This is a genomic window from Aeromicrobium sp. CTD01-1L150, assembly GCF_041951745.1.
Taxonomy (GTDB): Bacteria; Actinomycetota; Actinomycetes; order Propionibacteriales; family Nocardioidaceae; genus Aeromicrobium.
On sequence record NZ_CP169555.1, the window covers coordinates 2,110,023 to 2,134,631 of the forward strand.

General features: G+C 68.3%; 25 protein-coding genes and 1 pseudogene. 13 read left to right on the top strand and 13 right to left on the bottom strand.

From position 1 onward, the window contains the following. Positions 1-209: 209 nt before the first annotated feature. Together ACEVFP_RS10440 and ACEVFP_RS10445 are read left to right on the top strand one after the other, a co-directional pair. Positions 210-416 carry a hypothetical protein gene (locus tag ACEVFP_RS10440; protein ID WP_374999398.1) on the top strand — a complete coding sequence of 69 codons (207 nt, stop codon included), beginning with the start codon at positions 210-212 and terminating at the stop codon, positions 414-416. A 241-nt stretch (positions 417-657) separates the two neighbouring features. Next, positions 658-1,143, top strand: a complete 486-nt coding sequence (locus ACEVFP_RS10445) for a DUF6069 family protein (RefSeq protein WP_374999399.1) — start codon at positions 658-660, stop codon at positions 1,141-1,143. 531 nt (positions 1,144-1,674) lie between these two features. Here ACEVFP_RS10445 and ACEVFP_RS10450 read toward each other — a convergent pair. Beyond that, complete coding sequence (locus ACEVFP_RS10450; RefSeq protein ID WP_375003807.1) at positions 1,675-2,112, bottom strand: DUF4234 domain-containing protein; 438 nt, start codon at positions 2,110-2,112, stop codon at positions 1,675-1,677. A 246-nt stretch (positions 2,113-2,358) separates the two neighbouring features. Between ACEVFP_RS10450 and ACEVFP_RS10455 the strand changes: the two are divergent. After that, a pseudogene (locus ACEVFP_RS10455) lies at positions 2,359-2,484 on the top strand (IS481 family transposase); the annotation flags it as partial. Here ACEVFP_RS10455 and ACEVFP_RS10460 read toward each other — a convergent pair. The 7 genes from ACEVFP_RS10460 to ACEVFP_RS10490 form a co-directional block, all read right to left on the bottom strand. Then, complete coding sequence (locus tag ACEVFP_RS10460) at positions 2,478-2,990, bottom strand: hypothetical protein (RefSeq protein ID WP_375003881.1); 513 nt, start codon at positions 2,988-2,990, stop codon at positions 2,478-2,480. The pseudogene ACEVFP_RS10455 and the gene ACEVFP_RS10460 overlap by 7 nt on opposite strands. Positions 2,991-3,272: 282 nt before the next feature. Beyond that, on the bottom strand, positions 3,273-3,857 hold the full coding sequence (locus tag ACEVFP_RS10465; RefSeq protein WP_374999400.1) for a hypothetical protein: 585 nt from the start codon (positions 3,855-3,857) through the stop codon (positions 3,273-3,275). A 177-nt stretch (positions 3,858-4,034) separates the two neighbouring features. After that, the gene (locus tag ACEVFP_RS10470; RefSeq protein ID WP_374999401.1) at positions 4,035-4,325 is read right to left on the bottom strand and encodes a hypothetical protein; all 291 of its coding nucleotides are present in this window, start codon (positions 4,323-4,325) and stop codon (positions 4,035-4,037) included. Between the two features lie 116 nt (positions 4,326-4,441). After that, entirely contained in the window at positions 4,442-5,905 is a 1,464-nt protein-coding gene (locus tag ACEVFP_RS10475; RefSeq protein WP_374999402.1) for an RNA polymerase sigma factor, read from the bottom strand. A 97-nt stretch (positions 5,906-6,002) separates the two neighbouring features. After that, positions 6,003-7,478, bottom strand: a complete 1,476-nt coding sequence (locus tag ACEVFP_RS10480; protein ID WP_374999403.1) for a glutamate--cysteine ligase — start codon at positions 7,476-7,478, stop codon at positions 6,003-6,005. Positions 7,479-7,487: 9 nt separating this feature from the next. Then, on the bottom strand, positions 7,488-8,315 hold the full coding sequence (locus tag ACEVFP_RS10485; protein ID WP_374999404.1) for a hypothetical protein: 828 nt from the start codon (positions 8,313-8,315) through the stop codon (positions 7,488-7,490). Continuing rightward, positions 8,312-9,331 (bottom strand): DUF4192 domain-containing protein, encoded by a 1,020-nt coding sequence (locus ACEVFP_RS10490; protein WP_374999405.1) that lies wholly within the window; start codon positions 9,329-9,331, stop codon positions 8,312-8,314. Before ACEVFP_RS10490 ends, ACEVFP_RS10485 begins: the two co-directional genes overlap by 4 nt. Positions 9,332-9,480: 149 nt before the next feature. On the opposite strand from ACEVFP_RS10490, the gene ACEVFP_RS10495 reads away from it, so the two are divergent. Genes ACEVFP_RS10495 through ACEVFP_RS10505 form a run of 3 tightly spaced genes read left to right on the top strand, consistent with a single transcriptional unit; the run spans position 9,481 to position 13,790 of the window. Further along, the gene (locus tag ACEVFP_RS10495; protein WP_374999406.1) at positions 9,481-10,785 is read left to right on the top strand and encodes a DNA polymerase IV; all 1,305 of its coding nucleotides are present in this window, start codon (positions 9,481-9,483) and stop codon (positions 10,783-10,785) included. A gap of 22 nt (positions 10,786-10,807) precedes the next feature. Further along, positions 10,808-12,949 carry a S9 family peptidase gene (locus ACEVFP_RS10500; protein WP_374999407.1) on the top strand — a complete coding sequence of 714 codons (2,142 nt, stop codon included), beginning with the start codon at positions 10,808-10,810 and terminating at the stop codon, positions 12,947-12,949. A 43-nt stretch (positions 12,950-12,992) separates the two neighbouring features. Next, positions 12,993-13,790 carry an exodeoxyribonuclease III gene (locus ACEVFP_RS10505; protein ID WP_374999408.1) on the top strand — a complete coding sequence of 266 codons (798 nt, stop codon included), beginning with the start codon at positions 12,993-12,995 and terminating at the stop codon, positions 13,788-13,790. Between the two features lie 145 nt (positions 13,791-13,935). On the opposite strand, the gene ACEVFP_RS10510 is transcribed toward ACEVFP_RS10505, so the two are convergent. Further along, positions 13,936-16,368 (bottom strand): immune inhibitor A domain-containing protein, encoded by a 2,433-nt coding sequence (locus ACEVFP_RS10510; protein ID WP_374999409.1) that lies wholly within the window; start codon positions 16,366-16,368, stop codon positions 13,936-13,938. A gap of 222 nt (positions 16,369-16,590) precedes the next feature. Here ACEVFP_RS10510 and ACEVFP_RS10515 point away from each other — a divergent pair, with 222 nt between their 5' ends. Both ACEVFP_RS10515 and ACEVFP_RS10520 read left to right on the top strand, forming a co-directional pair. Then, positions 16,591-16,794, top strand: coding sequence for a cold-shock protein (locus ACEVFP_RS10515; RefSeq protein ID WP_374999410.1), 204 nt, complete (start codon positions 16,591-16,593; stop codon positions 16,792-16,794). A gap of 190 nt (positions 16,795-16,984) precedes the next feature. Beyond that, positions 16,985-17,158 (top strand): CsbD family protein, encoded by a 174-nt coding sequence (locus tag ACEVFP_RS10520; protein WP_374999411.1) that lies wholly within the window; start codon positions 16,985-16,987, stop codon positions 17,156-17,158. Here ACEVFP_RS10520 and ACEVFP_RS10525 read toward each other — a convergent pair whose 3' ends face one another. After that, positions 17,159-17,392, bottom strand: a complete 234-nt coding sequence (locus ACEVFP_RS10525) for a hypothetical protein (RefSeq protein ID WP_374999412.1) — start codon at positions 17,390-17,392, stop codon at positions 17,159-17,161. 66 nt (positions 17,393-17,458) lie between these two features. Beyond that, positions 17,459-18,577 (bottom strand): PQQ-dependent sugar dehydrogenase, encoded by a 1,119-nt coding sequence (locus ACEVFP_RS10530; protein ID WP_374999413.1) that lies wholly within the window; start codon positions 18,575-18,577, stop codon positions 17,459-17,461. Between the two features lie 124 nt (positions 18,578-18,701). Between ACEVFP_RS10530 and trxA the strand changes: the two genes are divergently transcribed. The 4 genes from trxA to ACEVFP_RS10550 all read left to right on the top strand — a co-directional run bounded on the left by trxA (position 18,702) and on the right by ACEVFP_RS10550 (position 22,198). Continuing rightward, on the top strand, positions 18,702-19,106 hold the full coding sequence (gene trxA / locus ACEVFP_RS10535) for a thioredoxin (RefSeq protein ID WP_374999414.1): 405 nt from the start codon (positions 18,702-18,704) through the stop codon (positions 19,104-19,106). Positions 19,107-19,180: 74 nt separating this feature from the next. Next, positions 19,181-19,501 carry a putative quinol monooxygenase gene (locus tag ACEVFP_RS10540; protein ID WP_374999415.1) on the top strand — a complete coding sequence of 107 codons (321 nt, stop codon included), beginning with the start codon at positions 19,181-19,183 and terminating at the stop codon, positions 19,499-19,501. Positions 19,502-19,544: 43 nt separating this feature from the next. Beyond that, on the top strand, positions 19,545-20,555 hold the full coding sequence (locus ACEVFP_RS10545) for an SNF2 helicase-associated domain-containing protein (protein WP_374999416.1): 1,011 nt from the start codon (positions 19,545-19,547) through the stop codon (positions 20,553-20,555). A gap of 23 nt (positions 20,556-20,578) precedes the next feature. Beyond that, positions 20,579-22,198: a DEAD/DEAH box helicase gene (locus ACEVFP_RS10550; RefSeq protein WP_374999417.1), complete on the top strand. Its 1,620-nt coding sequence runs from the start codon at positions 20,579-20,581 to the stop codon at positions 22,196-22,198. A 6-nt stretch (positions 22,199-22,204) separates the two neighbouring features. Here ACEVFP_RS10550 and ACEVFP_RS10555 read toward each other — a convergent pair whose 3' ends face one another. Together ACEVFP_RS10555 and ACEVFP_RS10560 are read right to left on the bottom strand one after the other, a co-directional pair. After that, complete coding sequence (locus ACEVFP_RS10555) at positions 22,205-22,522, bottom strand: hypothetical protein (protein ID WP_374999418.1); 318 nt, start codon at positions 22,520-22,522, stop codon at positions 22,205-22,207. 82 nt (positions 22,523-22,604) lie between these two features. Continuing rightward, the gene (locus ACEVFP_RS10560) at positions 22,605-23,072 is read right to left on the bottom strand and encodes a hypothetical protein (protein ID WP_374999419.1); all 468 of its coding nucleotides are present in this window, start codon (positions 23,070-23,072) and stop codon (positions 22,605-22,607) included. 108 nt (positions 23,073-23,180) lie between these two features. On the opposite strand from ACEVFP_RS10560, the gene ACEVFP_RS10565 reads away from it, so the two are divergent. Next, positions 23,181-24,581, top strand: coding sequence for a GntP family permease (locus ACEVFP_RS10565; protein ID WP_374999420.1), 1,401 nt, complete (start codon positions 23,181-23,183; stop codon positions 24,579-24,581). The last annotated feature ends 28 nt before the right edge of the window (positions 24,582-24,609 follow it).

Below are 24,609 nucleotides of genomic sequence, written 5' to 3' on the forward strand. Positions count from 1 at the left end.
CCTCCAACGGGCGCGGCGGATCAGGGACATGGCCAGCGTAGTCAGCGGGCTCGAAGTCTCCCGCCAGACACGCTGATCCCCGCGTGGCGCCAACGATTTGTCACCGTTCGGCAGTATCTATGTCGTATGTCACCTCCCCCCACGCGGAACATCACGACGTGGTTGGATGTTGGCACAGATGACACCCGCTCCGAGGAAAAGAGGTCACCATGGCAGCAGTTGCAGAGCTGCGCGGTCTGAACGCGACCGATCGTTGCGACCGTTGCGGAGCGCAGGCATACGTCCGCGTCGAGCTGGACGGTGGCGCTGAGTTGCTCTTCTGCGCCCATCACGCCCGCGAGCACGAGGCGAAGCTTCGCGAGGTCGCGGTCACCATCCATGACGAGACAGAGCGCCTGGCCTCAGAGGACAACTGAGACAGCGCGCACCACGACGGGGGCCGACCAGATGCTGGTCGGCCCCCGTCGTCACGCGTGCGACTTTTCGACACCGCAACGGGCACCTTCCGGATCAGCCGCCGCGTCGTCGCTGTGGCGGTTCCAGCCAGCCTGCGTCCACCCCGTGCTGGACGTCAGCATTCACCTCTTGACCTCAACCATACTTGAGGTTCCATGCTGGACGGGTTCACACCTGATCACCAGCATGAAGGAGCACGCCATGCCCACGACGAACGCCCCGACCGTGACCACGACGACATCCCAGGGCCCGATCCGCAGCGCCTACCAGAGCGGGTTGAGCTGGTGGTCGGCCGCACTGCTGGCCGCCGTTGCCGCTGTCATCCTCAACGTGACCATCTGGAGCGTGGCGCGACTGGCCGGGTCGCCGGTCGCCCTGGATGACAACGGGGCCCCGTACCCGATCGCTGTCGACTCGGTGGCCGTGATGTCGGTGGTGCCGACGATCGCGGGGATCGCCCTCGCCGCACTGATTGCCCGCTGGTGGATCGGGATCCTCCGGGTGGCCCAGGTGGTCGGAGCATCGCTGGCCCTGGCCACCCTGATGGGGGTGTTCAGCGGAGGCGCAGGCACTGCCATCACGCTGATCTTGATGCACCTGGTGTCCGGGACCGTGGTGGTACTCGCCCTGGAAGGCATCCGGCGTCGCGCCGTCGCTCGCCAGCACGCCCCTGGTGGGAGTGCCTGACGCACTCACCCTGAGCAGTCAGGCCCACACTGCCGGCCACCTCATCATCCGGCCCACCGACGACGCCTCACGCCAAAGGAGCGCGCAGGGTCTCGGTAGATTCAAGTCCAGATGGTGGGGTGAGCCGGCCCGCGTGCGTCAGTGACTGTTGAGCCACTCTTGATGGGCGGCGGCCGCTTCCTCCTCGTAGCCGGGTCCATGACAGCCGTAGTCGGGGTCAGGGATGCACACGTCAGGCTGTGCGCCGCCGGGAGTCGGCGCGGGTGCCAGCTCCGGGAGCGGGGCGAGGTACGTGAAGGTCGCGATCTTCTTCTCCTCGGCGAGCCATCAAGGGTGGCTTGAAGCTCCGCTCTCTCGGCTGCGGCGTCCGGCACGGCAGGAACGTCGCCGGAGGGATCGTCGCCACCAATCTCAACCACGGGTTCGTCTGACTTCTCGGCGGAAGCGCAGCCGCTGACCGTCACGGCGAGGGCAAACATCAGTGTTACGAAGGGGCGCTTAGATGCCTTCATCATGGTGCGAGACCGTCGCTCAGCCCGCCGCCTCTGCGGTCGGCGCAAGCGGCGTGGGCGATCGCTGTGCAACCGTCGACTGGCTGGGTGTCTCAAGGGCCTCGATGGTGCGGTTGACCCTGCGCTGCAAGTAGCGAATGTGAGAGCCGAACCAGAAGGATGACAGGATCATCATGCCGCCGGTCGACGCGACGGGAAGATCATGAGAAGCCTGGACCTGTGTCAGACGTGACGATGAGTTCGCGAGACTGATCCACGAGGCAATCGGGACCATCTGAGAGAACCACAGGCCGCCCGTGCCGACGAGGATCTTGTCCCCGGACAGGCTGGCCACGTCCTTGTTGATCTTCACGTACCAAACGAAGTAGTAGATCGAGAACGTGACCACGGCCAGCCACCAGATGCCCCAAGGCGATCGGATCTTCCGTTCACGCGTTGAGGGGATTGAGGATGCGATGGGATCTCCCGACGTTGAGCTGTTGAATCAGTCCGGATGAACATAGGCGCTCCGCAACGGCGCTGGTGGTCGATTCGAGGAAGATCGCTTCGAGGAAGCATGCCGGTAGTTCCGCATGACTAGACGGTGTGATGTCCAGGGAGGTTGTCCCGCTCGGTATGGGTGAGTCTGGGTGACAGGCGAAGGCCTCCGGTTGTGAAGTGGAGCTGTCTAGTACAACGTCCGACCGGAAGCGCTCAAGCGCTCGTGTCCCACGCTAACGCTGTCCTGACCCCACGCACCCGTGTGCGCCTCGCCGAGCTCTTCGTCGATTCCGGCTGGACCTGTGCCGCCGCGGCCAAGATGTTCATGGTCGCGCCTGCCATTCAGAAGCCGCCGCCATTTGCCTCCGCGAAGGCTTCATACTCGCTGCCACCCGGCGACTCTGCGTACAGCTCGTTACAGGCATCCGCGTCTCCCGCCTCACACCCATCCCACAGGGCGTCGAGCGTGGGGTCCGAGCCGTAGGTCGCGCCCTCATCCCCGTAGGGCTCCTCCTCATCATGGAAGGACTCCTCGTCGAAGAGATCCTCCTCGGGCTCAGACTCATCGTCGAAGATTGAGCTGAGTTCGGAGGACGCTCGCTCGAGTGCTGCGTATGCCACTGTCCCGATCAGTAGGTAGGGCAGAACTAATGCGATAGCCACGAACGTGGCCGCTCGCCCCCGCTTTGTTGCGAGGTAGCCGAGAGTTGCAAGTACGACCAAGAGAACAGCCAGCACCAGTGTGGCAATCTCGCCCGGGGAAGGTGCGAACCGCAGGATGAAGTAGGAGGCAACCAGCGTGATGACAGCCGTCCCGACCCCGAGCGCTGGCCAGAACCAAGGCGATTCCTTCACAAGATCCTCTCTGACGATGGGGAGGGGTTCAGATGAACCTAGGTCATACCTATTCCCCTGTCAGCGGATTGAAAATGTCGTCGCCGAGCGATCAATCATTGGCATGGCCTAGACAGCACCGCCCCCGACCGGGGAGATATCGGCCTGGGCGGTTTCGGGTTGGCTCAACTGGGGCTTAGTTTCGCGCTACTGCCGAACCCAGGCACCGCAACCATTGGACTCGAAGTACTGGCCGTCCGCGACGCTCATCGTCGCCGAAGCCAAGGGCTCGGCGAGTCGTGGTCATCCGCCCAGTTGCCACTGCATCTGCCCGGAATCCCAGTCGACAGTCCCTGAGTACTGGTATCCGCTGGCGGAGCCGTCGTCGTGCTCTTCGTTGATAGCCAGGCACTCAAATGTTGCGGTGAGTGCTGTGAGGTCGTCGACAGAGCCTCCGGTGGCGGTACAGCTCGACCTCTTGATCGGGCCCTCCAGCACTCCCTCATCCACTGCTTCTTTGGCGCTCTTGGTGATGTTCTTCTCGAGCTCCTCTACCGTTGATGCCCGGGTATCGCGCTCCGCCTCGGCTTCGGCCTCCTCGTTTGCCGCGCGACGCTCCTGCATCTCAGCCTCGCGTTCCCGCTCGGCTGCTGCGGCCTCGGCTCGCTGACTGTCACTGCGTTGCTTCAGACCGAAGGCCGTACCCCCGCCAGCGAGTGCCAAGACCAGCACGGCGGAGACAACTACGATGACGCTCTTGGAGGGCCGGCGACGCCTCGCGATGTACGGGGCACCACAGTGAGGGCAGAACTCTCCCGGCGACGAGCTCTGGGCGCTGCATTCGCGGCACACACGCACGGGATCCGCCGACTCAGTCAGTTCCGTCACTAGTGAACGGTAGGTCTCCGCATCCCGTACTCGCAGCCGAATGCACGAACGGCGACCACGAATAGCTCGATGGGGCTACCGGCCCCCGGATTGAGCCTGTTGACTTCCTCGGCGGCTCGTGCTGCAGCCTGCGCCTGAACCGACTGACGGCTAGCTGGCGACTGCGAGCGATCGAGGCTACCGCTCCCCGGCCAGGAGGGAGTCGGTGAAGGCACGGACCTGTCCTCGCCGGAGGTCAGGTTCCATGCCGTTCGCTCCGGCCCACTCAATCCCGAGGTTTCGCAGTGCCCACGGCACGACCGAGGGAAACGCAATGTAGAGGGCACCGAACAGCAGCCCCATGCCCGTCGACCACGTGAGGGTGCCCTCCTCCGCGATCATGCGCCCGCACAGGGCCACTACCACCACACCGAGGCTGACCGTGAGCATCTGGCGTCGCCAGCGCAGCAGACGCTCGACCAAGTTCACGCTTCCAGCATGAGCAACATCTGGACCAGAAGCGCCGTCGACTACTAGCGACGTCGGATGCAAGGTCAGAAATCCACCGCCATAGCAGGAAATCCCGAACGAGCAGGAGGAGATCCTCAGTCCAGGTAGTCGCGCAGCACCTGCGAGCGCGACGGGTGACGCAGCTTGCTCATCGTCTTGGACTCTATCTGGCGGATGCGCTCACGAGTGACGCCGTAGACCTTGCCGATCTCATCGAGCGTCTTGGGCTGGCCGTCGGTGAGCCCGAAGCGCATGGAGACGACGCCCGACTCACGCTCGCTGAGCGTGTCCAGCACGGCGTGCAGCTGCTCCTGCAGGAGGGTGAAGGACACCGCGTCGGACGGCACGATCGCCTCGGAGTCCTCGATGAGGTCGCCGAACTCGGAGTCGCCGTCCTCGCCCAGCGGAGTGTGCAGGCTGATCGGCTCACGACCGTACTTCTGGACCTCGACGACCTTCTCCGGTGTCATGTCCAGCTCGAGGGCCAGCTCCTCCGGCGTGGGCTCGCGGCCCAGGTCCTGCAACATCTGACGCTGGACGCGGGCGAGCTTGTTGATGACCTCGACCATGTGCACCGGGATGCGGATGGTGCGTGCTTGGTCGGCCATGGCGCGGGTGATGGCCTGGCGGATCCACCACGTGGCGTACGTGGAGAACTTGAAGCCCTTGGTGTAGTCGAACTTCTCCACCGCGCGGATCAGACCGAGGTTGCCCTCCTGGATGAGATCCAGGAACAGCATCCCGCGGCCGGTGTAGCGCTTGGCGAGCGAGACCACCAGGCGAAGGTTGGCCTCCAGCAGGTGGTTCTTGGCGCGACGACCGTCGATGACGATCCACCGCAGCTCTTCGCGAGTCTTCTCCGAGATCCGTCCGCCCTTGCCGAGCTTCTCCTCCGAGAACAGGCCGGCCTCGATGCGTTTGGCCAGCTCGACCTCCTCGCCGGCGGTCAGCAGCGAGACCTTGCCGATCTGCTTGAGGTAGTCCTTGACCGGATCAGCCGTGGCACCGGCCACCAGCACCTGCTGCACCGGCTCGTCGGACTCATCAGCGGCGGACAGCGTGAACGCCGCCGACTCGTCCTCCTTGATGGTGGGGTCGTTCTTGACGTCCTTCTCGAAGACCTCGTCGCTGATGTCCGGCAGAACCTTCTTGCCCTGCGCATCGACCAGGACTGCGTCCTCGGCTGCGGGAACGTCCAAGGCCTCGGCGATGTCGACCGGTGCCGCGGGCTTGCCATCGCCCAGCTCTTGGCTGTCCTTCGCGGTCGCCGCCTTCTCCGGAGCCTTCTTGGCGGCCGACTTGGTCGGAGCCTTCTTGGCAGCCGACTTCTTGGCCGGGGACTTCTGGGCGGTCTTCTTGGCGCTCGTGGGAGTCTTCGTCACAGTCTTTTCGGATTTCGCGGTGGTGGACAGGGACGCGTCGTTCGTGGCGGTGCCGGAGTCAGGAGACCGGTCCGTTGCTGAGGACGTGTCCGTCAACGAGCCTGCCAGCCGGTTGGTCACGGCCGCGTCAGCGACCCTCGACCTCGATCCAGCAGCAGGACTCACCGAGTCGTCCACCTCTCTACAACGGCGCCAGGGCGCAACAAAGAGGCCTCTGGTCAACCTCTGCTCATCATTGTGCCACGGTGCCCAAGACGCTCGACCGCCGGTGGCATCACCCGTGCGGCCAGGTGTGCACCGGCTCGTTGACGTGCATGTGTTCCTCATAGCATCGCGTCGTCGAGCGCAGCGCATTCATCCGGTCCACCCCACGCTCGAGTCGCTGGGAGAATTCCTCCACCAGCCACGACGCGCCGTTCACGCCCGTCACGCACCGGCGCTCGATGACGTCGAGCAACCGGCCGGAGACCTCACCCGCGACACCCATCTGGTCCAGCCCGGCGCCAGCCATGGGCAGCAGGTGGCGCAGGACGAGCTCGCGAGCCGGGACCGTACCGACCGAGGGCCAGTACAGGTCGGTCTCGATACCCGTGCGGGCGGCGCTGTGGAAGTTGTCCTCCGCCGCACTGAAGGACAGTTGGGACCACAGGGGCCGCTCACTGCGACCGATCACCGTGGTCAGGCCGTAGAACAGGGCCGCATTGGCGAGAGTGTCCACCACGCTCGGGCCTGCCGGCAGCAGACGATTCTCCACCCGCAGGTGAGGGCGCGCGTCGGTGACGTCGTAGATCGGCCGGTTCCAGCGGTAGACAGTGCCGTTGTGCAGGCGGAGCTCGTCGAGCTGCGGCACGCGTCCGGCCTCCAGCTCCTCCACGGGGTCCTCGTCACTCACGATGGGCAACAGTGCTGGGAAGTACCGGACGTTCTCCTCGAACAGGTCGAAGACCGAGGTGATCCACCGTTCGCCGAAGAACACTCGGGGGCGCACACCCTGAGCCTTCAGCTCCTCGCTGCGGGTGTCCGTCGCCTGCTCGAACAACGGGATACGGGTCTCGTGCCAGAGCTGGTTCCCGAGCAGGAACGGCGAGTTGGCGCCGACCGCGACCTGCACACCGGCAATCGCCTGGGCCGCGTTCCACATCGAGGCGAAGTCCTCCGGCTCGACCTGCAGGTGCAGCTGGGTACTGGTGCAGGCAGCCTCCGGGATGATCGTGTCCGCGGTCGTCTCGAGGCGGTCTACTCCGTCGATGACGATCTCGATGTCCTCACCACGCGCGGCCAGGATCTGGTCCGACAACAAGTGGTAGCGCGGATTGGGCGAGAACGAGTCCGCACTGAAGTGCTCATCTCGCAACGTCGGCAGGATGCCGATCATGACTAGCTTGGCGCCCACGGACGTCGCCTTGTGCTGTGCCTCGTTGAGGTCGGCACGCAGTGCGCTCTCCAACGCGGTCAGTCCGTGCCCCGCAGCGCGGCTCGGCGGCACGTTGATCTCGATGTTGAACAGCCCGAGCTCGGTCTGGAAGTCGTCGTCGGCGATCACGTCGAGCGCCTCGATGTTCTTCATCGCCGGGTCCCCGGACTCCTCGATCAGGTTGAACTCGATCTCGATGCCCACCTGCGGATGCTCGACGCTGAAGTCATGACCGCTGAGCATCCGAGCGAAGACGTCGAGACATCGACGCACCTTCGCGCGGTAGCGGGTGCGGTCCTCACGGGTGAAGTGCCGGTGCTCGACGTCCTGCCCCATGAGATCAGCCTATGCTTTGGGCGCGAACCTCGCGGCGATTGACGAAGCGAGGGCACCCGCGCCGAGGACCACGCCGATCGCGAGCAAGCCGCCCGCGGCCGCCAGATGGAACAGGCTGTAGGCGAACCCGGACGACGAGACCTCGATGATGGACGACGGCGTCAACAGCCCCACCAGCCCGATCAGGCTCAGCAGGGCGCCCGCCACAGCAGGGCCGGTTCCGCTGAGCACCGCGGCGAGAGCGGCGATGGCGAGCAGGGCGGCGGCCACCACGAGCAGCAGGAGCGCGAGCGTCTCGGGGCTCGCGAACACCTGAAGTGCCCGTGTGTTGCGACGCCCTCCCTCCACGAGAGGCACGATCGCCAGCAGCGCGGGCACGACGGCGACGAGCGACAGGAGTCGCGCCGCATCTCGGCCGATCGTGAGGCGAGGACGCAGCGGTACGGCCAGCGCGAGCGCCACCGCGATCACGCCGAGCGCGAGGTGCACGCCGAGGAACAGGTGCTGCAGGTACAGCGCCGTCACGAGGAACTGCGGGATGAAGAACTCAGAGAGCGCCGATCCCCAGAGGAACCAGCTCAGCAGTGCGATCAACGTCTGGACGACCCCCACCGAGAGCAGCCCCCACCAGGACAAGGCCAGGCTCGCCGCAGCAGCCGCGAAGAGCAGGCACCCGACGATGACGGCGAGCAGGCCGACGACCGCGATGCCGGACCATCCGTCCCGCACCAGGACCTGCCGGAAGTACTCGTCACCGCGCCACGTGAGCACAGCATGACCCATCAGCCACGCGCCCCAGGCCAAAGCGACCGACGCGATCCCCCGAGCAGCGTTCATGTCCCGATGCTATGTCCCCGGTGATCCTCGGGATCATTGAGGTAGGCCTGCACGTCGGCCCCCATGGTGTCCATCTGCTCCGGATGCACGCCAGCCTGCAGGCACTGCACGATCAAGCCGGCCAGCGCGTAGTCGGGGTCGAGCCCTTGGGCACGTTCGGCGGCGATGAGAGCCTGCGCGCCGTCGCCCTGTACGTAGGCCGACACGGCGGCCAGGCACAGTGGCCCTGGCTCCAGGCCCGGGGGCGCGAGCCGCGCCACGTGGGCCCACAGCGTCAGCATGTCTCGGGCCGTCTCACGGTTGATCCACCGCCAGGCGAAGTCCCGGACCGACACGGTCGACATCCACAGCGCCAGACGCAGCACGTCACCTTCGCAGGGTGTGCGTCCGAGCAACGCTCCTTCCAGGATCGGCTCGACGTCCAGGCGTCCCAGCTCCTCGGCGGGGACCTCGCTCTGGTGCATCCGGCTCGCCACCTCCAGGGTCATCGCGTCCAGGCTGCGGGCGATCCACTCCCGACGGGCGCTCCGTTCCGGGAGGTAGCGGCGTTCCAGACTCGCGCGGTCGGGCAGGATCTGCTGTCCGGCCGCGACGGCCTGCACCACCGCGAGGTGATGAGGCGACGGTTCGTACGGATGTCCACGCGGGTCGCAGTCGTCGAACGTCGTCCAGTACCGCTCCTCGGTGGCCCATGCGCTGACGACGGGCAGGACGGGGTCCAGTGCACGTTCCAGGGCCCAGACGGCCCGGCCGGCGAGCTCCGGACGTTCGGAGACGGCCACGATGATCGCGCCCTCCGCCCCTTGGCGCTGCAGGTGCATCGCGACGTGATCGGCGACCTGCTCGACGTGGTCCTCCTCGGGCAGGTCCACCCGGACGCTGAACCCGAAGCGGTTCCTGGGGCCACTGGTGGAGATCGCGCACAGGGACTCCTGCGGCACGAACCCGAAGCAGGTGGGCAACGCCGCGATCAGGTCCGGGACGTCGTGGGCGGTGAAGAGCGAGGATGAGGTCATGCCTTCAGCCTCGTGCCGTCACGGCGACCATGACCGTCCTTCCTGCCCTCCTGTGGAGAGGGCCTCGGACGGCTCACGGGTGTGGACCGCGAGGCGGCTCAGTCCTGGCTTCGCAGACATCTAGGCAGCGTCTGCCTAGGCTTCTGGTCATGCGGTCCACGGCGTCGATCATGCACCTGGACCTCGACGCCTTCTTCGCCTCGGTCGAGCAGCGCGACAAGCCGTCGCTGCGTGGCCGCCCGGTCATCGTCGGCGGTCTCAGCTCGCGCGGCGTCGTCTCCACCGCCTCGTACGAGGCTCGCGTGCACGGAGTCCGCTCGGCGATGCGGATGGCCGAGGCGCGCGCCCGGTGCCCCCACGCGGCCTTCCTCACCGGGCGGTTCGAGGCCTACCGCGAGGCCAGCTCGGTCGTCATGGACCGGCTCAGGGAGCTCTCGCCGCTCGTGGAGCCCCTGTCGCTCGACGAGGCGTTCGTGGACCTCTCCGCGGCGGCAGAGTTCGATCCGGACGCCGTCGATGACGTCGTCTCCGCCCTGCGCTCGGACATCAGCCGCCTGACGGACGGGCTCACTGCCTCGGTCGGCGTGGCGTCCTCCAAGCTCATGGCCAAGATCGCGAGCGAGATCAACAAGCCTGACGGCGCCTACGTGGTCGCCCCCGGAACCGAGCTCGACATCCTCGGTCCGATGCAGGTCACGGCCATCCCTGGCGTCGGGCCGGCCACGGCCGAACGCCTGCGCCGCGTCGGCCTGCACACCGTGGAGGAGCTGCGCGTCCCGGAGGAGGACGAGCTCGTGCGCCTGCTCGGGCAGGCGCACGGGCGCACGCTGTGGCACCTCGCCCGTGCCCAGGACGAGCGCGCGGTGCAGTCCGAGCGGGAGACCAAGTCGGTCAGTGTCGAGGACACCTTCCCCGACGACGTCACCGACCGCGGGCGCCTGGAACGGGAGGTGGGCCGGATGGCTCGCTCGGTGGCCGCGCGGCTGCGGCGCAGCGGACTGTCCGGACGCACCGTCACCCTCAAGGTCCGTCATCACGACTTCACGACCCACACCCGCTCCACCACGCTGGCCGGCCCCACCGACTCCCCCGTCGTCCTCACCGAGACAGCACTGGACCTGCTCACCGAGACCGACCTCGCCGGCGGGCTGCGGCTCATCGGCGTCGGCACGAGCGGCCTGGCCGACTGGGTGCAGGAGGATCTCTTCACCGTCGAGGAGGAGCCACTCCCCGAACAGCCGGATGCTGGGCGGCCCGACGCTGAGGAGACGCCGGACGTCGTCACCTGGGCCCCGGGCATGGACGCGCACCACGACGAGCACGGCGACGGCTGGGTGTGGGGGGCCGGACTGGGCCGGGTCACCGTCCGGTTCGAGACGAGGAGCACACCCGCCGGGCCCGTGCACACCTTCGCCGCCGACGACCCGCGCCTGTCCCCCGGGCACGCCGGCTAGCGCCGTGCCCTAGCGTCGAGACATGACGCAGCCGCCCGTCGCGCCCCGACACCCGCACGTCCGCAGCCACCACGGCGACGACTTCGTCGACCACTACGAGTGGCTGCGCGAGAAGGAGGCCCCCGAGGTGACCGCCCACCTCGAGGCCGAGAACGCCTGGGCCGAGCACCGCACGGCACACCTGGGAGACCTGCGGAAGGCGATCTACGAGGAGATCCGTACCCGCACCCAGGAGACCGACCTCAGCCTGCCCGTGCGTCGCGGCCGATGGTGGTACTACTCGCGCACCGTCGAGGGCCAGCAGTACGCGATCCGCTGCCGCTGCCCGCTCGACCCGTCCACCGGGGCCAGCTCCGGGCCAGGTTCGGACCCCAGGGCAGGCCGCACGCCACCGGACCTCGAGCCCGGCGTCGAGGTGCCCGGCGAACAGGTGCTGCTGGACTCCAACGCCGAGGCCGAGGGGCACGACTTCTTCTCCCTCGGAGCGTTCAGCATCAGCGACGACGGGCGCTATCTGGCCTGGTCGGTCGACGTCGTCGGCGACGAGCGCTACACGATCCGGGTCAAGGACCTGCAGACCGGCGAGGTGCTCGCCGACGAGATTCCCGACGTCGGTCACGGCGCCACCTGGTCGGCGGGAGCCAGCCACTTGTTCTACACACGGGTCGACGACGCGTGGCGGCCCCACGAGATCTGGCGCCACCAGCTCGGCACCGACCCGTCAGACGACGTCCTCGTGCACACCGAGACCGACGAACGGTTCTTCACCGGAGTGGGACGCACCCACTCCGAGGCGTACCTGGTCATCGCCTCCTCGTCCAAGATCACCAGCGAGTACCGCGTCCTGGAGGCCGACGACCCCACCGGCGAGTTCCGGGTGGTGCTGCCACGACGCACGGGCGTCGAGTACTCCCTGGAGCACGCCCGGTTCGGCGACCGGGACGTCTTCCTCGTGCTGCACAACGACGACGCCGAGGACTTCGAGCTCGTCGCAGTCCCGGTGGACGGGCCGACCGACTCCCCCGAGGTGCTGATCCCCCACCGACCCGGGGTGCGGCTCGAGGACGTCGACGTCTTCTCCCGGCACGTCGTGCTGTCGTACCGGCGTGACGCCCTGGCGCGCATCGCGGTGCTGCCCGTCGGCCGGGACGGCCTGGGCGAGCCCCGTGAGATCGACTTTGGCGAGGAGCTCTTCACCGCCGGAGTCGGCGCCAACGCCGAGTGGGACCAACCGCTCATCCGCGTCGCGATGGGCTCACTGGTGACACCCATGACGCTCTACGACTACGACGTCGAGGCCGACGAGCTGATCGAGCGCAAGCAGCAGGTCGTCCTCGGCGGGTACGACCGCGCCGACTACGTCCAGCACCGTTCCTGGGCGACGGCCGAGGACGGCACCCGGGTCCCGGTCTCGATCGTCCACCACAAGGACACGCCACTCGACGGCACGGCGCCCGCGGTGCTGTACGGGTACGGCTCCTACGAGGCCAGCATGGACCCGGGCCTGTCGGTCGCGCGGCTCTCGCTGCTGGACCGCGGGTTCGTCCACGCCACCGCCCACGTGCGCGGTGGCGGCGAGCTGGGCCGCGCCTGGTACGAACAGGGCAAGCTGCTGCACAAGAAGAACACCTTCACCGACTTCATCGCCGTCGCACGCCACCTCGTCGACGATGGATGGACACGCGCGGACCGCCTGGTCGCCGAGGGCGGCAGCGCCGGTGGCCTGCTGATGGGCGCCGTGGCCAACCTCGCGCCGGACGCCTTCGCGGGAATCCTCGCGGCGGTCCCGTTCGTGGACAACCTCACCACGATCCTCGACCCGAGCCTGCCGCTCACCGTGATCGAGTGGGACGAGTGGGGCAACCCGCTGGACGATCCGGAGGTCTACGCCTACATGAAGTCCTACTCCCCGTACGAGAACGTCGCGGCCATGGACTATCCGGCCATCCTCGCCGTCACGAGCCTCAACGACACCCGTGTCGCCTACGTCGAGCCGGCCAAGTGGGTGGCTCGCCTGCGCGAGGTGGCCACCGGCGGCGACGTCCTGCTCAAGACCGAGATGCACGCCGGGCACGGCGGCGTGAGCGGACGCTACAAGGCGTGGGAGGAGCGGGCCTGGGAGCTGGCCTGGGTCATCGACGTCGCGGGCGCGCACACCACCTGACCGCGTGCCGGAGGTGTCACAAGCACCTTCTAGGGTTGCGGTCGTGTTCCGCATCGCCACCGTCAACGTCAACGGCATCCGTGCCGCACTCCGCAAGGGCATGGCCGAGTGGCTCGCTGCCAGCGATCCCGACGTCGTCACGCTGCAGGAGGTGCGCGCGCCCGATGAGATCGTGCACGACCTCGTGGCACCGCTCGGCTACGAGGTGGTGCACACCGAGGCCGAGGCCAAGGGCCGTGCCGGCGTCGCGGTGCTCAGCAAGGCTCCGGCCCGGGCGCACCGCGTCGGTGGCGGCGACTCCTACTTCGACACGTCGGGACGGTGGATCGAGGCCGACGTCGAGCTGTCCGACGGCTCCGTCCTGACCGTCATCTCGGCGTACGTCCATTCCGGTGAGGCCGGCACGCCCAAGCAGCAGGACAAGTACCGGTTCCTGGAGCAGTCGACGTCGCGTCTGGCGCACCTCGCCAAGCACGCCGACCACGCCCTGCTGACCGGTGACCTCAATATCGGGCACACCGAGCGCGACATCAAGAACTGGAAGGGCAACCTGAAGAAGTCGGGGTTCCTTCCCGAGGAGCGCGCCTACCTCGACCGTTTCGCCGACGAGCTGGGGTACGTCGACGTGCACCGCACGCTGTCCGGTGACGTCGACGGACCGTACACGTGGTGGTCCATGCGGGGTCAGGCCTTCGACAACGACACCGGCTGGCGCATCGACTACCAGATCGCCACACCCACCCTGGCCGCCGCCGCCAAGAACGCCACCGTCGACCGAGCCGCCAGCTGGGGTGAGCGCTGGTCCGACCACGCGCCCCTGGTCATCGACTACGACGTCTGACCGACGCCTCGACTGGCCCAGAGCACCAGCTCCGGTGCGGTTGGGGCGGAGGCTCGCACGTCACAGGCTTCCGGCAGGTCCGGACACGACGAGGGCCACGCACCCCCCAGCGCGTGACCCTCGTCTGCGACGTCGGCTCAGGGGTTCAGTTGAACCGCACCTTTGCCGACGTGCCATTCTCCGACAGCACCTCGATGTTCACTCCGTGCTGCGGAACCTTCACCCCGTGCTCGGGGAGCTCTGAGTACCAGTACTTCTTGGAGTCGTCGAAGACCGGTGATGGGCCCTGGGCCCGGATGTAGCTGGGCTTGCCGTCGGTGTGCAACGTCATCGAGGGCGCCTTGGTGGTGGAGAACGGCGCGTCGTACACCTGCACCCGGGCCCGCCACGGCTCACCGGTCACGATGTTGGTGATCGGCTCGGGATTGGCGTCGATCGGCAGGTTCCGGCCCTCGCCCGGGTGGTCGATGGTGTTGTTGTCCGCCTGGGAGGTGTCCCAGTAGGACATCAGCACGCCCTCGCCATAGGAGTAGTGCTCCACCCAGTTGGGCTTGGTGCCGGCGAACCCGAAGTTGTACGGCCCCGTCGCCAGGTACTGGTCGTAGGAGACGTGCGTGCGGTGCCCGAGGATGTAGTAGTTGTCGTACTCATCGGTCGACTCCGCACCGACCACGGAGAACCCGTCGAACTCCCATGCCTCGCCGCCGCTCTCGGCGTCGTCGGACAACAGCTCGTCGTCGCCGGCGCTCACCACGACGTCGTCGGCGAAGAAGCCGGGCTCGGCCAGCCCACCGTCGGTCTTGTAGAAGAACCGCAGGTCGATCTCCTCGCCGTCGTAGGCATCGAGCGCAACGACGAGGTCGGCCCACTCGGCCTGCTCGCCGTCGATGCCCGGGTTGCCCGAGGCGTCCTCGGTGATCGGCTCGCCGTCGATCGTCCCGCCGAGGGTGTCCCAGGAGTCGCCTCCGTCGGTGGAGGCCTGGACGTAGGCGAAGTCGTAGCCCTCCTCGATGTCGTAGCGGACCTTGGCAGTGAGCTCGGTGCCCTCGGCCTCGCCGAGATCGAGCGAGGTGGTCATCGCGTGGGACAGGTCGTCCCCGGAGCCGGAGTAGAACTGGTGCTCGCCCGATGCCGGCGCGCCGTTGTCGCGCGTGACCTCCTTGTCGGGCAGCACCACGACCGCGCCCTGCGGTTTCTCCGAGTGGTACTGCTGCGGCCCGAGGTCGAGCGTCTTGCTCTGGTCATGGCGGACGACCTCGTAGTCCAACCAGCCCATCTGGAGCTTCTCCCAGGCCCCGAGGTCACCGGCCCGTTCGCCCAGGGCCTCCCCCTCGGCATTCAGCCGGCTCTGGGCCATCAGGGTCCAGAACTCGTTGCTGTTGTCGCCGCCTGCGGTGGAGTAGGCATCGGGAAGGCCCAGGTCGTGGCCGTACTCGTGCGCAAAGACCGACAGCCCGCCGTTCTCGGGCTGGACGGTGTAGTCGCCCACCCACAGGTCGGTTCCGGGGATCTCGGTGCCGCCCAGGCGGTTGTCCTCCGGCCCGGTCACGCCCTGATCGGTGAGGAAGGCGTACCACCGGTGCGACCAGATGGCGTCCTCGCCATAGCTCGGGTTGCCGTCCTCCTCACCGGGGCCGGCGTGCACGATCTGGAAGTGGTCGATGTAGCCGTCCGGCTCGTTGAAGTCACCGTCACCGTCGTGGTCGTAACGGTCCCACTGGTCGTACTCGGCGAGCCTGTCCTTGATCTCGGCGTCGGAGGCCCCGGCGGCCTTCTGGTCCTCGACCCATGCGGCCAAGGCGTCCTTGATGAACTCCCACGTGTCGGAGTCCTCGCGTCCGTAGCGTGCCGTGTTGTAGGGCACGCGGACCCAGTCCTGGACCTCACCATCGATCGTGTACCGGCCCGAGGACTGTGTCTCGTAGTACGTCTTGACCGACTCGACGTCCTCACCCTCTGCGAAGTAGAGGTCCTGGTAGTGGTCGCGGTCGTAGTTCTCCTGCCAGACCGTGGAGTTGTCCAGGGTGCGGTCGGGCTCGAGCATCTCGTTGTGCGCCGGCCCGTCGAAGCGTTCGGGCCCGGGCGTGTCCGGGTCGGTGTCCTCATCGGGATAGTCGGGGTGCCGCTCGTCGCCGAAGTCGGCCAGGATGACGAAGACCTTGTCGGCACGTTCCTGCTTGAGCTCGACGTACTGGTCCTGCTGCCGGGCCTGAGCGGCCTGCCGGCGCAGCGCCTGGGGCGCGTCGTCGTTGGTGAGCGCGGCGGCCTGGTCGGGCGCGGGTGCCTCGCCGACCTTGACGACGGTGCTGTCGCCACGCGTCTGCGGTGACGCCTCGCCGTTGATGACCGACGTGATCGCCGCATCTCGCAGGTCGCGTCGCTTGTCCTCCAGTGGATGGGGCAGGTCGTGCTCGTGCCCGGTGCGCTCCGGCCCTGCGGTCGGTGGCGCAGGTTCCGCGCCGACCGGGGACACGAAGGCCAGTCCGAGCGATGCTGCGAGGCCGAGGCCCCACAGCCTCTTGGTCACACGCTTCACGTCAGGTTCCCCCTCGATCGTGGTCTCAGGCGGGCGATCCATGCTCCACCTGGGACGCCGCGCCGCCTCGTGGGCCCGCGCGACGCACCGGGGTCCACTGTGACTGATCAGGCAGCCTTTCGGCAGTCTTGACTTCCTGGTCATCTAGTACTAACGAACTAGTCCTTTCGGGCCATTGCGGGCGCGGGAGCTGGCCCGAGTGTCCTAAGGTGAATCCTGATTGCGACCACGAAGGACGTGGGCGCACATCTCGAAGGAGTAGGTATGGCAACTGGAACCGTCAAGTGGTTCAACGCCGACAAGGGGTACGGATTCATCGCACCCGACGACGGCAGCGAGGACGTCTTCGCGCACTTCAGTGCAATCCAGATCAGCGGCTACCGCACGCTGAACGAGGACCAGAAGGTCGAGTACGACGTCGAGCAGGGCCAGAAAGGCCTGCAGGCCGCGAACATCAGGCCGCTCTGACCGGCGGACTCATCCGGCCCGCCCGTCAGCGGTCCTCGCCCGCCATGACTCATGGCCGCAGAGGGGGCGCCATCGCCCCTGGGACCGGAGTCGTCAGGACGCCACGGTCTCGACTTGCGTCGCGGGTCGCGCCGTGTTGACTGCAGGTAAGCCGCCACAGGCGGGTCCACCAGATCTCAGGAGTGAGCCCATGGGATTCGACGACAAGATCAAGAACAACCTGGACAAGGCCGCAGGCGCCGCCAAGGAGGCGGTCGGCGATGCCACGAACGACGATGGGAAGAAGGCCGAGGGCAAGGGCGAGAAGTCCAAGGCCGATCTGTTGAACGCAGGCGAGAACATCAAGGACGCCTTCAAGAACTGATCACCCCGTACGCATGAACGCCACCTCCCGCGGGAGGTGGCGTTCATGCGTCCAGCCGGGCTCCTCAGGGGCGGCCGCCCTCGTCCCAGGCATGGCGCCCGAACTCACCAGCGTCGCGGAGGAAGCCGAGGTCTGCCGACGGGCACGATTCGTGCGGGGCCCGTCGATGGGCCGGAAGCGCCGGCAGCCCTCGGCAAGCTGCTGCTGGTCGATCTCGAAGCTCGTCTCATCCATGAACATGACGATAACCTCATGTTCTCCGGTGAGCCAGTCGTACCGGACGGTAGTCTCCGGCGAGCCTCAGAGCGTGACGCGAAGGATCCGGTCGTCACCGTCGCGCTGATCGCCCCGACCGTCGGTGTTGCTGGTGGAGATCCACAGGCTGTCGTCCGGCGCCACCACGACGTCGCGGATCCGGCCGTACTCGCCTTCCAGCAGGGCACGCGGTTCTCCGACCCCTCGCTCATCAGCACCATCCTCGCCGATGGGCACCGCCCACAGCCGCTCGCCGCGCAGTGCACCCAGGAACACCGTCCCGCGGGTGATCGCGGTGCCCGCAGGTGAGCACTCGTCGGTCCCCCACGTCACCTGGGGGGCCACCAGGTCAGGGTCGTCGGACTCTCCCTCCACCAGTGGCCAGCCGTGGTTGCCGCCCTTCTCGACGAGGTTGAGCTCATCTCTCTCCTGGGCCCCGAACTCACTCGCCCACAGCCGGCCGTCGGCGTCGAGGGCGAGTCCCTGCACGTTGCGGTGGCCGTAGGACCAGACGCGAGTCCCGAAGGGGTTGTCGTCCACGGGCTCGCCGTCACGATCGACCCGCAGGATCTTGCCGGCGAGCGAGTCGCGATCCTGGGCCAGGTCGGCGTTCCCCGCGTCACCGGTGGAGATGAACAACGCCCCGTCGCCGTCGAAGAGCAGCCGACCACCCTGGTGGTTGTTGACACCGAGCGGGATGCCCTCCACCACGACCACGGGATCGGACAGCACGTCGTCCTCCAGACGCATCCGGACGACGCGGTTGTCCACGGGCGTCGTCAGGTAGGCGTACAAGCTCGTCTCGTCGTCCGGGTCGATCGCCAGCCCCAGCAGGCCGCCCTCGGCGCCCGTACGCACCTGCTCGCCGGGCACCGCACCGACCGACGTCGTCTCGCCGTCGGGTGAGACCCGCAGGATCTCGGCGTCGTCACGCTGGGAGACCAGCGCGTCACCAGAGGCCAGGAACGCGATGCTCCACGGGACGTTGAGCCCGTCCACGACCGTCCCCGCCACCGACGGGTCGATGCTCTGCGGGGTTTCGGGATCCGGGCTCGGACCCTGGCCGTCCACCGGCGGCGCCGAGGACTCGTCGTCGCGGCACCCCACGAGCGCGAGCGCACCCAGTGCGGCCGTCCCGGTCAGGAAGGTCCGGCGCGCCACCATGCACCGATCATGCCGTACGGATCAAGCCGCGGACCACGACGGACCGGCGAGCGGGAATGTGGGCGCCCGTGACACCGTTGACGCCCACAAGAGCGCCACAGATCCCGACGGAAGGGCGATTCCCGTGAGCACCATCGAGCTGACCGCTGAGAACTTCGAGTCCACCGTGACCGGTGAGGGCATCACCCTGGTCGACTGGTGGGCCTCCTGGTGCGGTCCGTGCAAGCAGTTCGCTCCGGTCTTTGAGTCCGCGAGCGAGCAGCACGACGACATCCGGTTCGGCAAGATCGACACCGAGGCGCAGCCACAGCTGGCCGCGATGGCACAGATCTCCTCCATCCCGACGCTGATGGCCTTCCGGGACGGCGTCCTGGTCTTCAACCAGCCCGGTGCGCTGCCGCAGGAGGCGCTCGATGAGGTGATCTCCGCCGTCCGCGACCTCGACATGGACGACGTCCACCGCCAGGTGGAGGAGGCACGTGCTGCGCAGGAGGCGGCGGGACCGGGCGGCGCTGACCCTCAGGCCTGAGCCCCGAGGACGATCAGCGGGGACCGCCGGCGGTCTCACCTCCGCCGGCGAAGGTGTGTCCTACGCTGGATCTCATGATCTTCATCGTCGCCAAGTTCGAGACGAAGCCCGAGTGGACCGACCGCTGGCTGGAGCATGTCCGCCCCTTCACCGAGGCCACGCGCGCCGAGCCCGGCAACCGGTGGTTCGACTGGTCACGCAGCGTCGACGACCCCAACGTCTGGGTGCTGGTCGAGGCCTTCGACGATGACGCGGCCGAGGCGCACGTGACGAGCGAGCACTTCCGGGCGGCCCAACGCGACCTGCCGCAGGCGCTGGTACGCACCCCGGCCGTCATCAGCGAGCAGATCTCCGCCGAGGGCTGGGCCGAGCTCGGTGAGATGAAGGTCGACTGAGGGTCGATTCGTCCCGACACCGACGGAGAGGGACAATGGTTCGATGCCCTCTGCGAGCGACCTGCGCCTGCTGCTGCGCCACCCGGTCGACTTCGAGGTCGGCGAGGACCCCGAAGCGTCGCGGTTCGTCTTCTCGACGCCTGACGGTCAACAGCGCGCCCGCGCCAGTGACGCCGTCGGTCCGCTGAGCCAGGGAATCCGCACCATGACCGCCGATGCAAGCGTGCGCGCCTGGGCCACTCCGGCGATCCTCGCACTCCGGCTCATGGCCAAGGGAGAGCTGGCCGACCCCGCGGCGACCGAACGCTCCCAGCTCCACGACGCCTCACGCGCCATCGACCCCGACCCGGTCGCCGCGCGAGCCAAGGTCGAAGGGTTCCTGGCCGCGCTGGCCGCAGAGTCCCCCGCGGTGGCCACCACTCCGCAGCGCGACCCGGACCGTGACCCGGGCTCCGGCCGCCCCACCCTGCAGGCACCACCGATCATCCCCCGTGAGCGCCCCCGCGCACGGACGTTCTCGGCCTTCCTCGACGTCAGCTTCCTCGACGTCGTGGACGACACCTCCCCCGCCCCGGAGGGTCCGGTCGCCGAGGTCCGGCTTCGGGTCAAGCCGCTCGACGCGGGCTGGGCCCCGGCTGACGCCCGCGACCTGTGGCGCCGCGAGGGACACCACTTCGGGGCGGGCGCACGGGAGGCCACCCGGCTGCTCGTCGGACGCATCGGCGGCACCTGGCCCCCTGCCCTGCGTCTTCCGCGCCTGCTGGAGACCGACGCCCCACTGCTCGTGACCGCAGCAGAGCTCGCCGACCTCGGGTCCTCCCGCGTCGTCACGCTGCTGCAGGCCGACAAGGTGGAGGTGAGCTGGCCCGAGGAGCTCCTGCGCGAGGTGGAGACCAGCGCGACGGTCGGCCCACGCGAGCAGCCCCCCGGGCGCCGACGCGCCTTCAGCTCCGAGCAGCTGTTCCGCTTCGACTGGCAGCTCGCGGTCGGGGGCGACGTCCTGACCCAGGAGGAGGTCGACGAGCTCGCGACACGTCACAGCACGGTCTGCTGAGGCTGCGCGACCAGTGGGTCTTCGTGGACCCCGAGCGCCTGCGGCGCGTGCTCCAGCAGCGCACCCGGGACGTCACGGCGATCGAGGCGCTGCGCGCCGCTGCCGGTGGAGTCATCGAGATCGACGGAATGACCACCGAGGTGGAGACCGTCGGGTGGCTGGACGACCTGCGTCGACGCCTGGCCGACCGCGGTGAGCGGGAACCGGTCGAGCAGCCGCGGACGCTGGAGGGCGACCTGCGCGACTACCAGGTGCAGGGACTGCGGTGGATGGCCCAGCTCGTCGACCTCGGACTCGGCGGGATCCTCGCCGACGACATGGGCCTGGGCAAGACGGTCATGCTCATCGCCCTCCACCTGCACCGCGCCGTCGAGGCCGAGCGCACCGGCGAGCAGCACCTGCCGACGCTCGTGGTCTGCCCGGCATCGGTCGTGGGCAACTGGGAGCGCGAGGTCCAGCGATTCGCGCCGGGAGTGCCGGTGCAGCGTCACCATGGCGTCAGTCGCAGCCTGGATGGCGTCAAGGAGGGTTTCGTCATCACCACGTACGCCACGATGCGTCGCGACGCCGAGCTCCTGCGCGAACATCCCGCGGGCTGGGACATCGTGGTCGCCGACGAGGCGCAGAACGTCAAGAACCCCCGCTCCGGTGCGGCTCGGGCGTTGCGCACGATCCCCTCCTCGGTGCGCCTGGCTCTCACGGGCACGCCGGTGGAGAACAACCTGGCCGAGCTGTGGGCGATCCTCGACTGGACCACGCCCGGCCTGCTGGGTGGTCACGACGACTTCCGCAACCGATGGTCGCGTCGCATCGAGAACGGCGACGACGACCGTGCCGCCCAGCTCTCCCGACTCATCGCACCGTTCCTCCTACGTCGACGCAAGAGCGACCCGGGCATCGCGCCGGAGCTCCCGCCCAAGACCGAGACCGACTACCGGGTCAACCTCACCCGCGAGCAGGTCGGCCTGTACGAGGCCGTGGTCCGAGACACCATGGCCCAGGTGCAGGGCTCCAGTGGCATGGCGCGGCGCGGCCTGGTGGTCAAGCTGCTGACGCAGCTCAAGCAGATCTGCAACCATCCCGCCCAGTTCCTGCGTCAGCCCGATGCCCGCCTGGCCGGTCGGTCAGGCAAGCTCGCCGTGCTCGATGAGCTCCTGGACGACATCGTGCCCAGCGACGGCGCGGCCCTGGTGTTCACGCAGTACGCCCAGATGGGCCATCTGCTCCAGCGACACCTCGGCGAACGGGGGATCACGACCCAGTTCCTGCACGGCGGGTCGCCGGTGCGTCAGCGCGAGCAGATGGTGCGTCGATTCCAGTCCGGCCACGTGCCCGTGTTCCTGCTGTCCCTCCGTGCGGCCGGAACCGGGCTCAACCTGACCCGCGCCGACCACGTGATCCACTTCGACCGTTGGTGGAACCCCGCCGTGGAGGACCAGGCCACCGACCGCGCCCACCGCATCGGTCAGACACACGCGGTCCAGGTCCACCGCCTCATCAGCGAAGGGACGATCGAGGAGTCGGTGGCCGAGCTGATCGCGAGCAAGCGGTCCCTCGCCGACGCCGTGGTCAACGCCGCCGAGGGAGCGCTCACCGAGCTCACGGACGCCGAGCTGGCCGACCTCGTCCGGCTGCGTGCCTGAGCCGGGTCACCGACCGGCGGGGCCCGCGGAGTAGACGACCTCGTCCTGCGGCACCTCGACATGGGCGTCCGGGTGCTCCGGCCACGTCGAGCCACGGGTGCTGCTGTGGCCTGCGGGGGCGGCACCCGTTCCGTCCTCAGCATCGGTGAGCGTGTGCAGCGCCTCTCGCACCAGGGCCTCGGCCTTGCCGGCGGCTTCCTGGACGCGTGGGTCGTCGCCGACTCGCGTGGCGATGTCCCGGATCTGGTCATACCTGCGTCGCCCGGCCTGGGCGCCGAGCACGTAGCCGACGGCGAAGACGACGACGAGCCTGATCAACTTCATGGAACCTCCCGATCGGTGTGGGCCCACTGTGCCACCCGGCGCCCACCAGCCTGCGGCGCAGCTCGCCAGTCCCAGCCTGCGCTCACTGGCCGTGGTCGAGCTCCACGTCCCGACCGGCTCTGACCGCCGCGAGCGCTTCTCGCAGGACTCCGATCGCCCGCACCCGCGTGCGGGGCTCCAGCCCGTCCACCTGCTCCAGGCGTCGAAGCAGCAGGGCGACGAACCGGACCTGGGCCCGCCGTTCGACCGTACGCACGGCCAGCCACCCCGGCCCCAGGAACAGCGGCAGGCATGTCAGCAGCTCGTGCACGCCGAGCCGCCGGAAGAACGCCCCTTCTCGGCCCACGTCTCGCTCGACCTCCAGGGCGGCCGCCACCTGCAGTCCCAGCGGGCCACGGACATCCACCCGGTCCAGGAAGAGCAGGAGGTGTGCGTGCACCCGCGCGTACCGCAGCCTCGTGGCCGCCGCCCGGCCCTGGCTAGCAGACGCCAGCACCTCCTCGAGCACCATCGGCAGGTCGATGTCCTCGTGCTGCGGCAGCGTCGTCATGGTCTCCCCGATCGTCGGCGCCGACACTAGTCTCGACGCCCGGCCGTGAACCAGCGGTCGTGCGCCCGGCTGTGGACAAGGACGGTCCCCGCGCGAGACGGTGTGGCGATGGACGCCTTGGAACCCGCGTACGGGACTGCGACACTGCTCGCGATCGCCGCCGCCGCCGTCGCCGTGCTGCTGTTCCTCATCATGAAGGTGAAGTTGCATGCCTTCATCTCACTCGTGCTGGTGAGCGTCGCCACGGCTCTTGCCGCCGGCATCCCCGTGGCCGACGTCCCGCAGGCCCTGACCAGTGCCTTCGGGGACACGTTGGCCTCGGTCGCCCTGCTCGTCGCCTTCGGCGTCATGATCGGCCGGCTCCTGGAGGCCACCGGCGGGGCGCAGGTGCTTGCCGACACCCTGGTGACCCGCTTCGGCGAGCACCGGGCACCGTTCGCCCTGGGCGTGGCGGCGCTGTTCTTCGGCTTCCCCATCTTCTTCGACGCCGGCCTCGTGGTCTTCCTGCCGATCATCCTCACGGTCGCCCGGCGCTTCGGCGGCTCCGTCCTGGCCTACGCCCTGCCTGCCGCGGGCGCCTTCGCCGCCATGCACGCCTTCGTCCCGCCACACCCGGGTCCCGTGGCCGCGGGCGCCACCCTGGGCGGCGACGTGGGCATCATCCTGCTGGTCAACCTCCCGATCGTCTTCATCGCCTGGTACGTCGGCGTCATGCTCGTCTCCCGCTTCCTCGCCGCACGCATCATGGTGCCCGTGCCGGACCTGTTGTTCGGCCCGGTCAACGGCGAGCCGGAGCAGGAGGGCTCGACCCACACCCTCGCCCCGCCGACGTTCGGCCTGGTGATCTCGATCCTGGCGCTGCCACTGGTGCTCATCTCCTTCAACACGGTGCTCACGACCCTCGTCACCGACGGGGTGCTCGAGGAGGGCCTGGACGTCGTCGACCTGCTGATCCTCATCGGCAACACACCGGTGGCCCTGCTGATCACCTTGCTGGTGACGATCGCGCTCCTGGGGCGCCGAGGCCGCACGCTGGCCGAGACCACATCGATGCTGGACGCCTCGCTCGGGCCAATCTGCTCGATCATCCTCATCACCGGCGCCGGCGGCATGTTCGGCGGCGTCCTGCGTACCAGCGGCATCGGCGAGGCCCTGACGTCCTCACTGACGGGCCTGGGCATCCCCCTTCTGCTGCAGGCCTTCCTCATCGCGACGGCGCTGCGCGTCGCCCAAGGGTCGGCCACCGTGGCCCTCACCACCACGGCGGGACTCGTCGCGGCACAGTCCGCAGAGCTCAACCAGATCGAGCTCGCCCTCATCGTCACCGCGATCGCCGCCGGTTCCACCGTGCTCAGCCACGTCAACGACTCCGGCTTCTGGCTGGTCGGCAAGTTCTTCGGCATGGATGAGAAGACCACGCTCAAGACCTGGACCGTGCAGGAGACGACGTTGGGTGTGGCCGCCTTCGCCGTCGCCGGGCTCGCCTGGCCCCTGGCGGGCATCCTGTGACCGGCGCACAGCGCCCTGATCCTCCCCT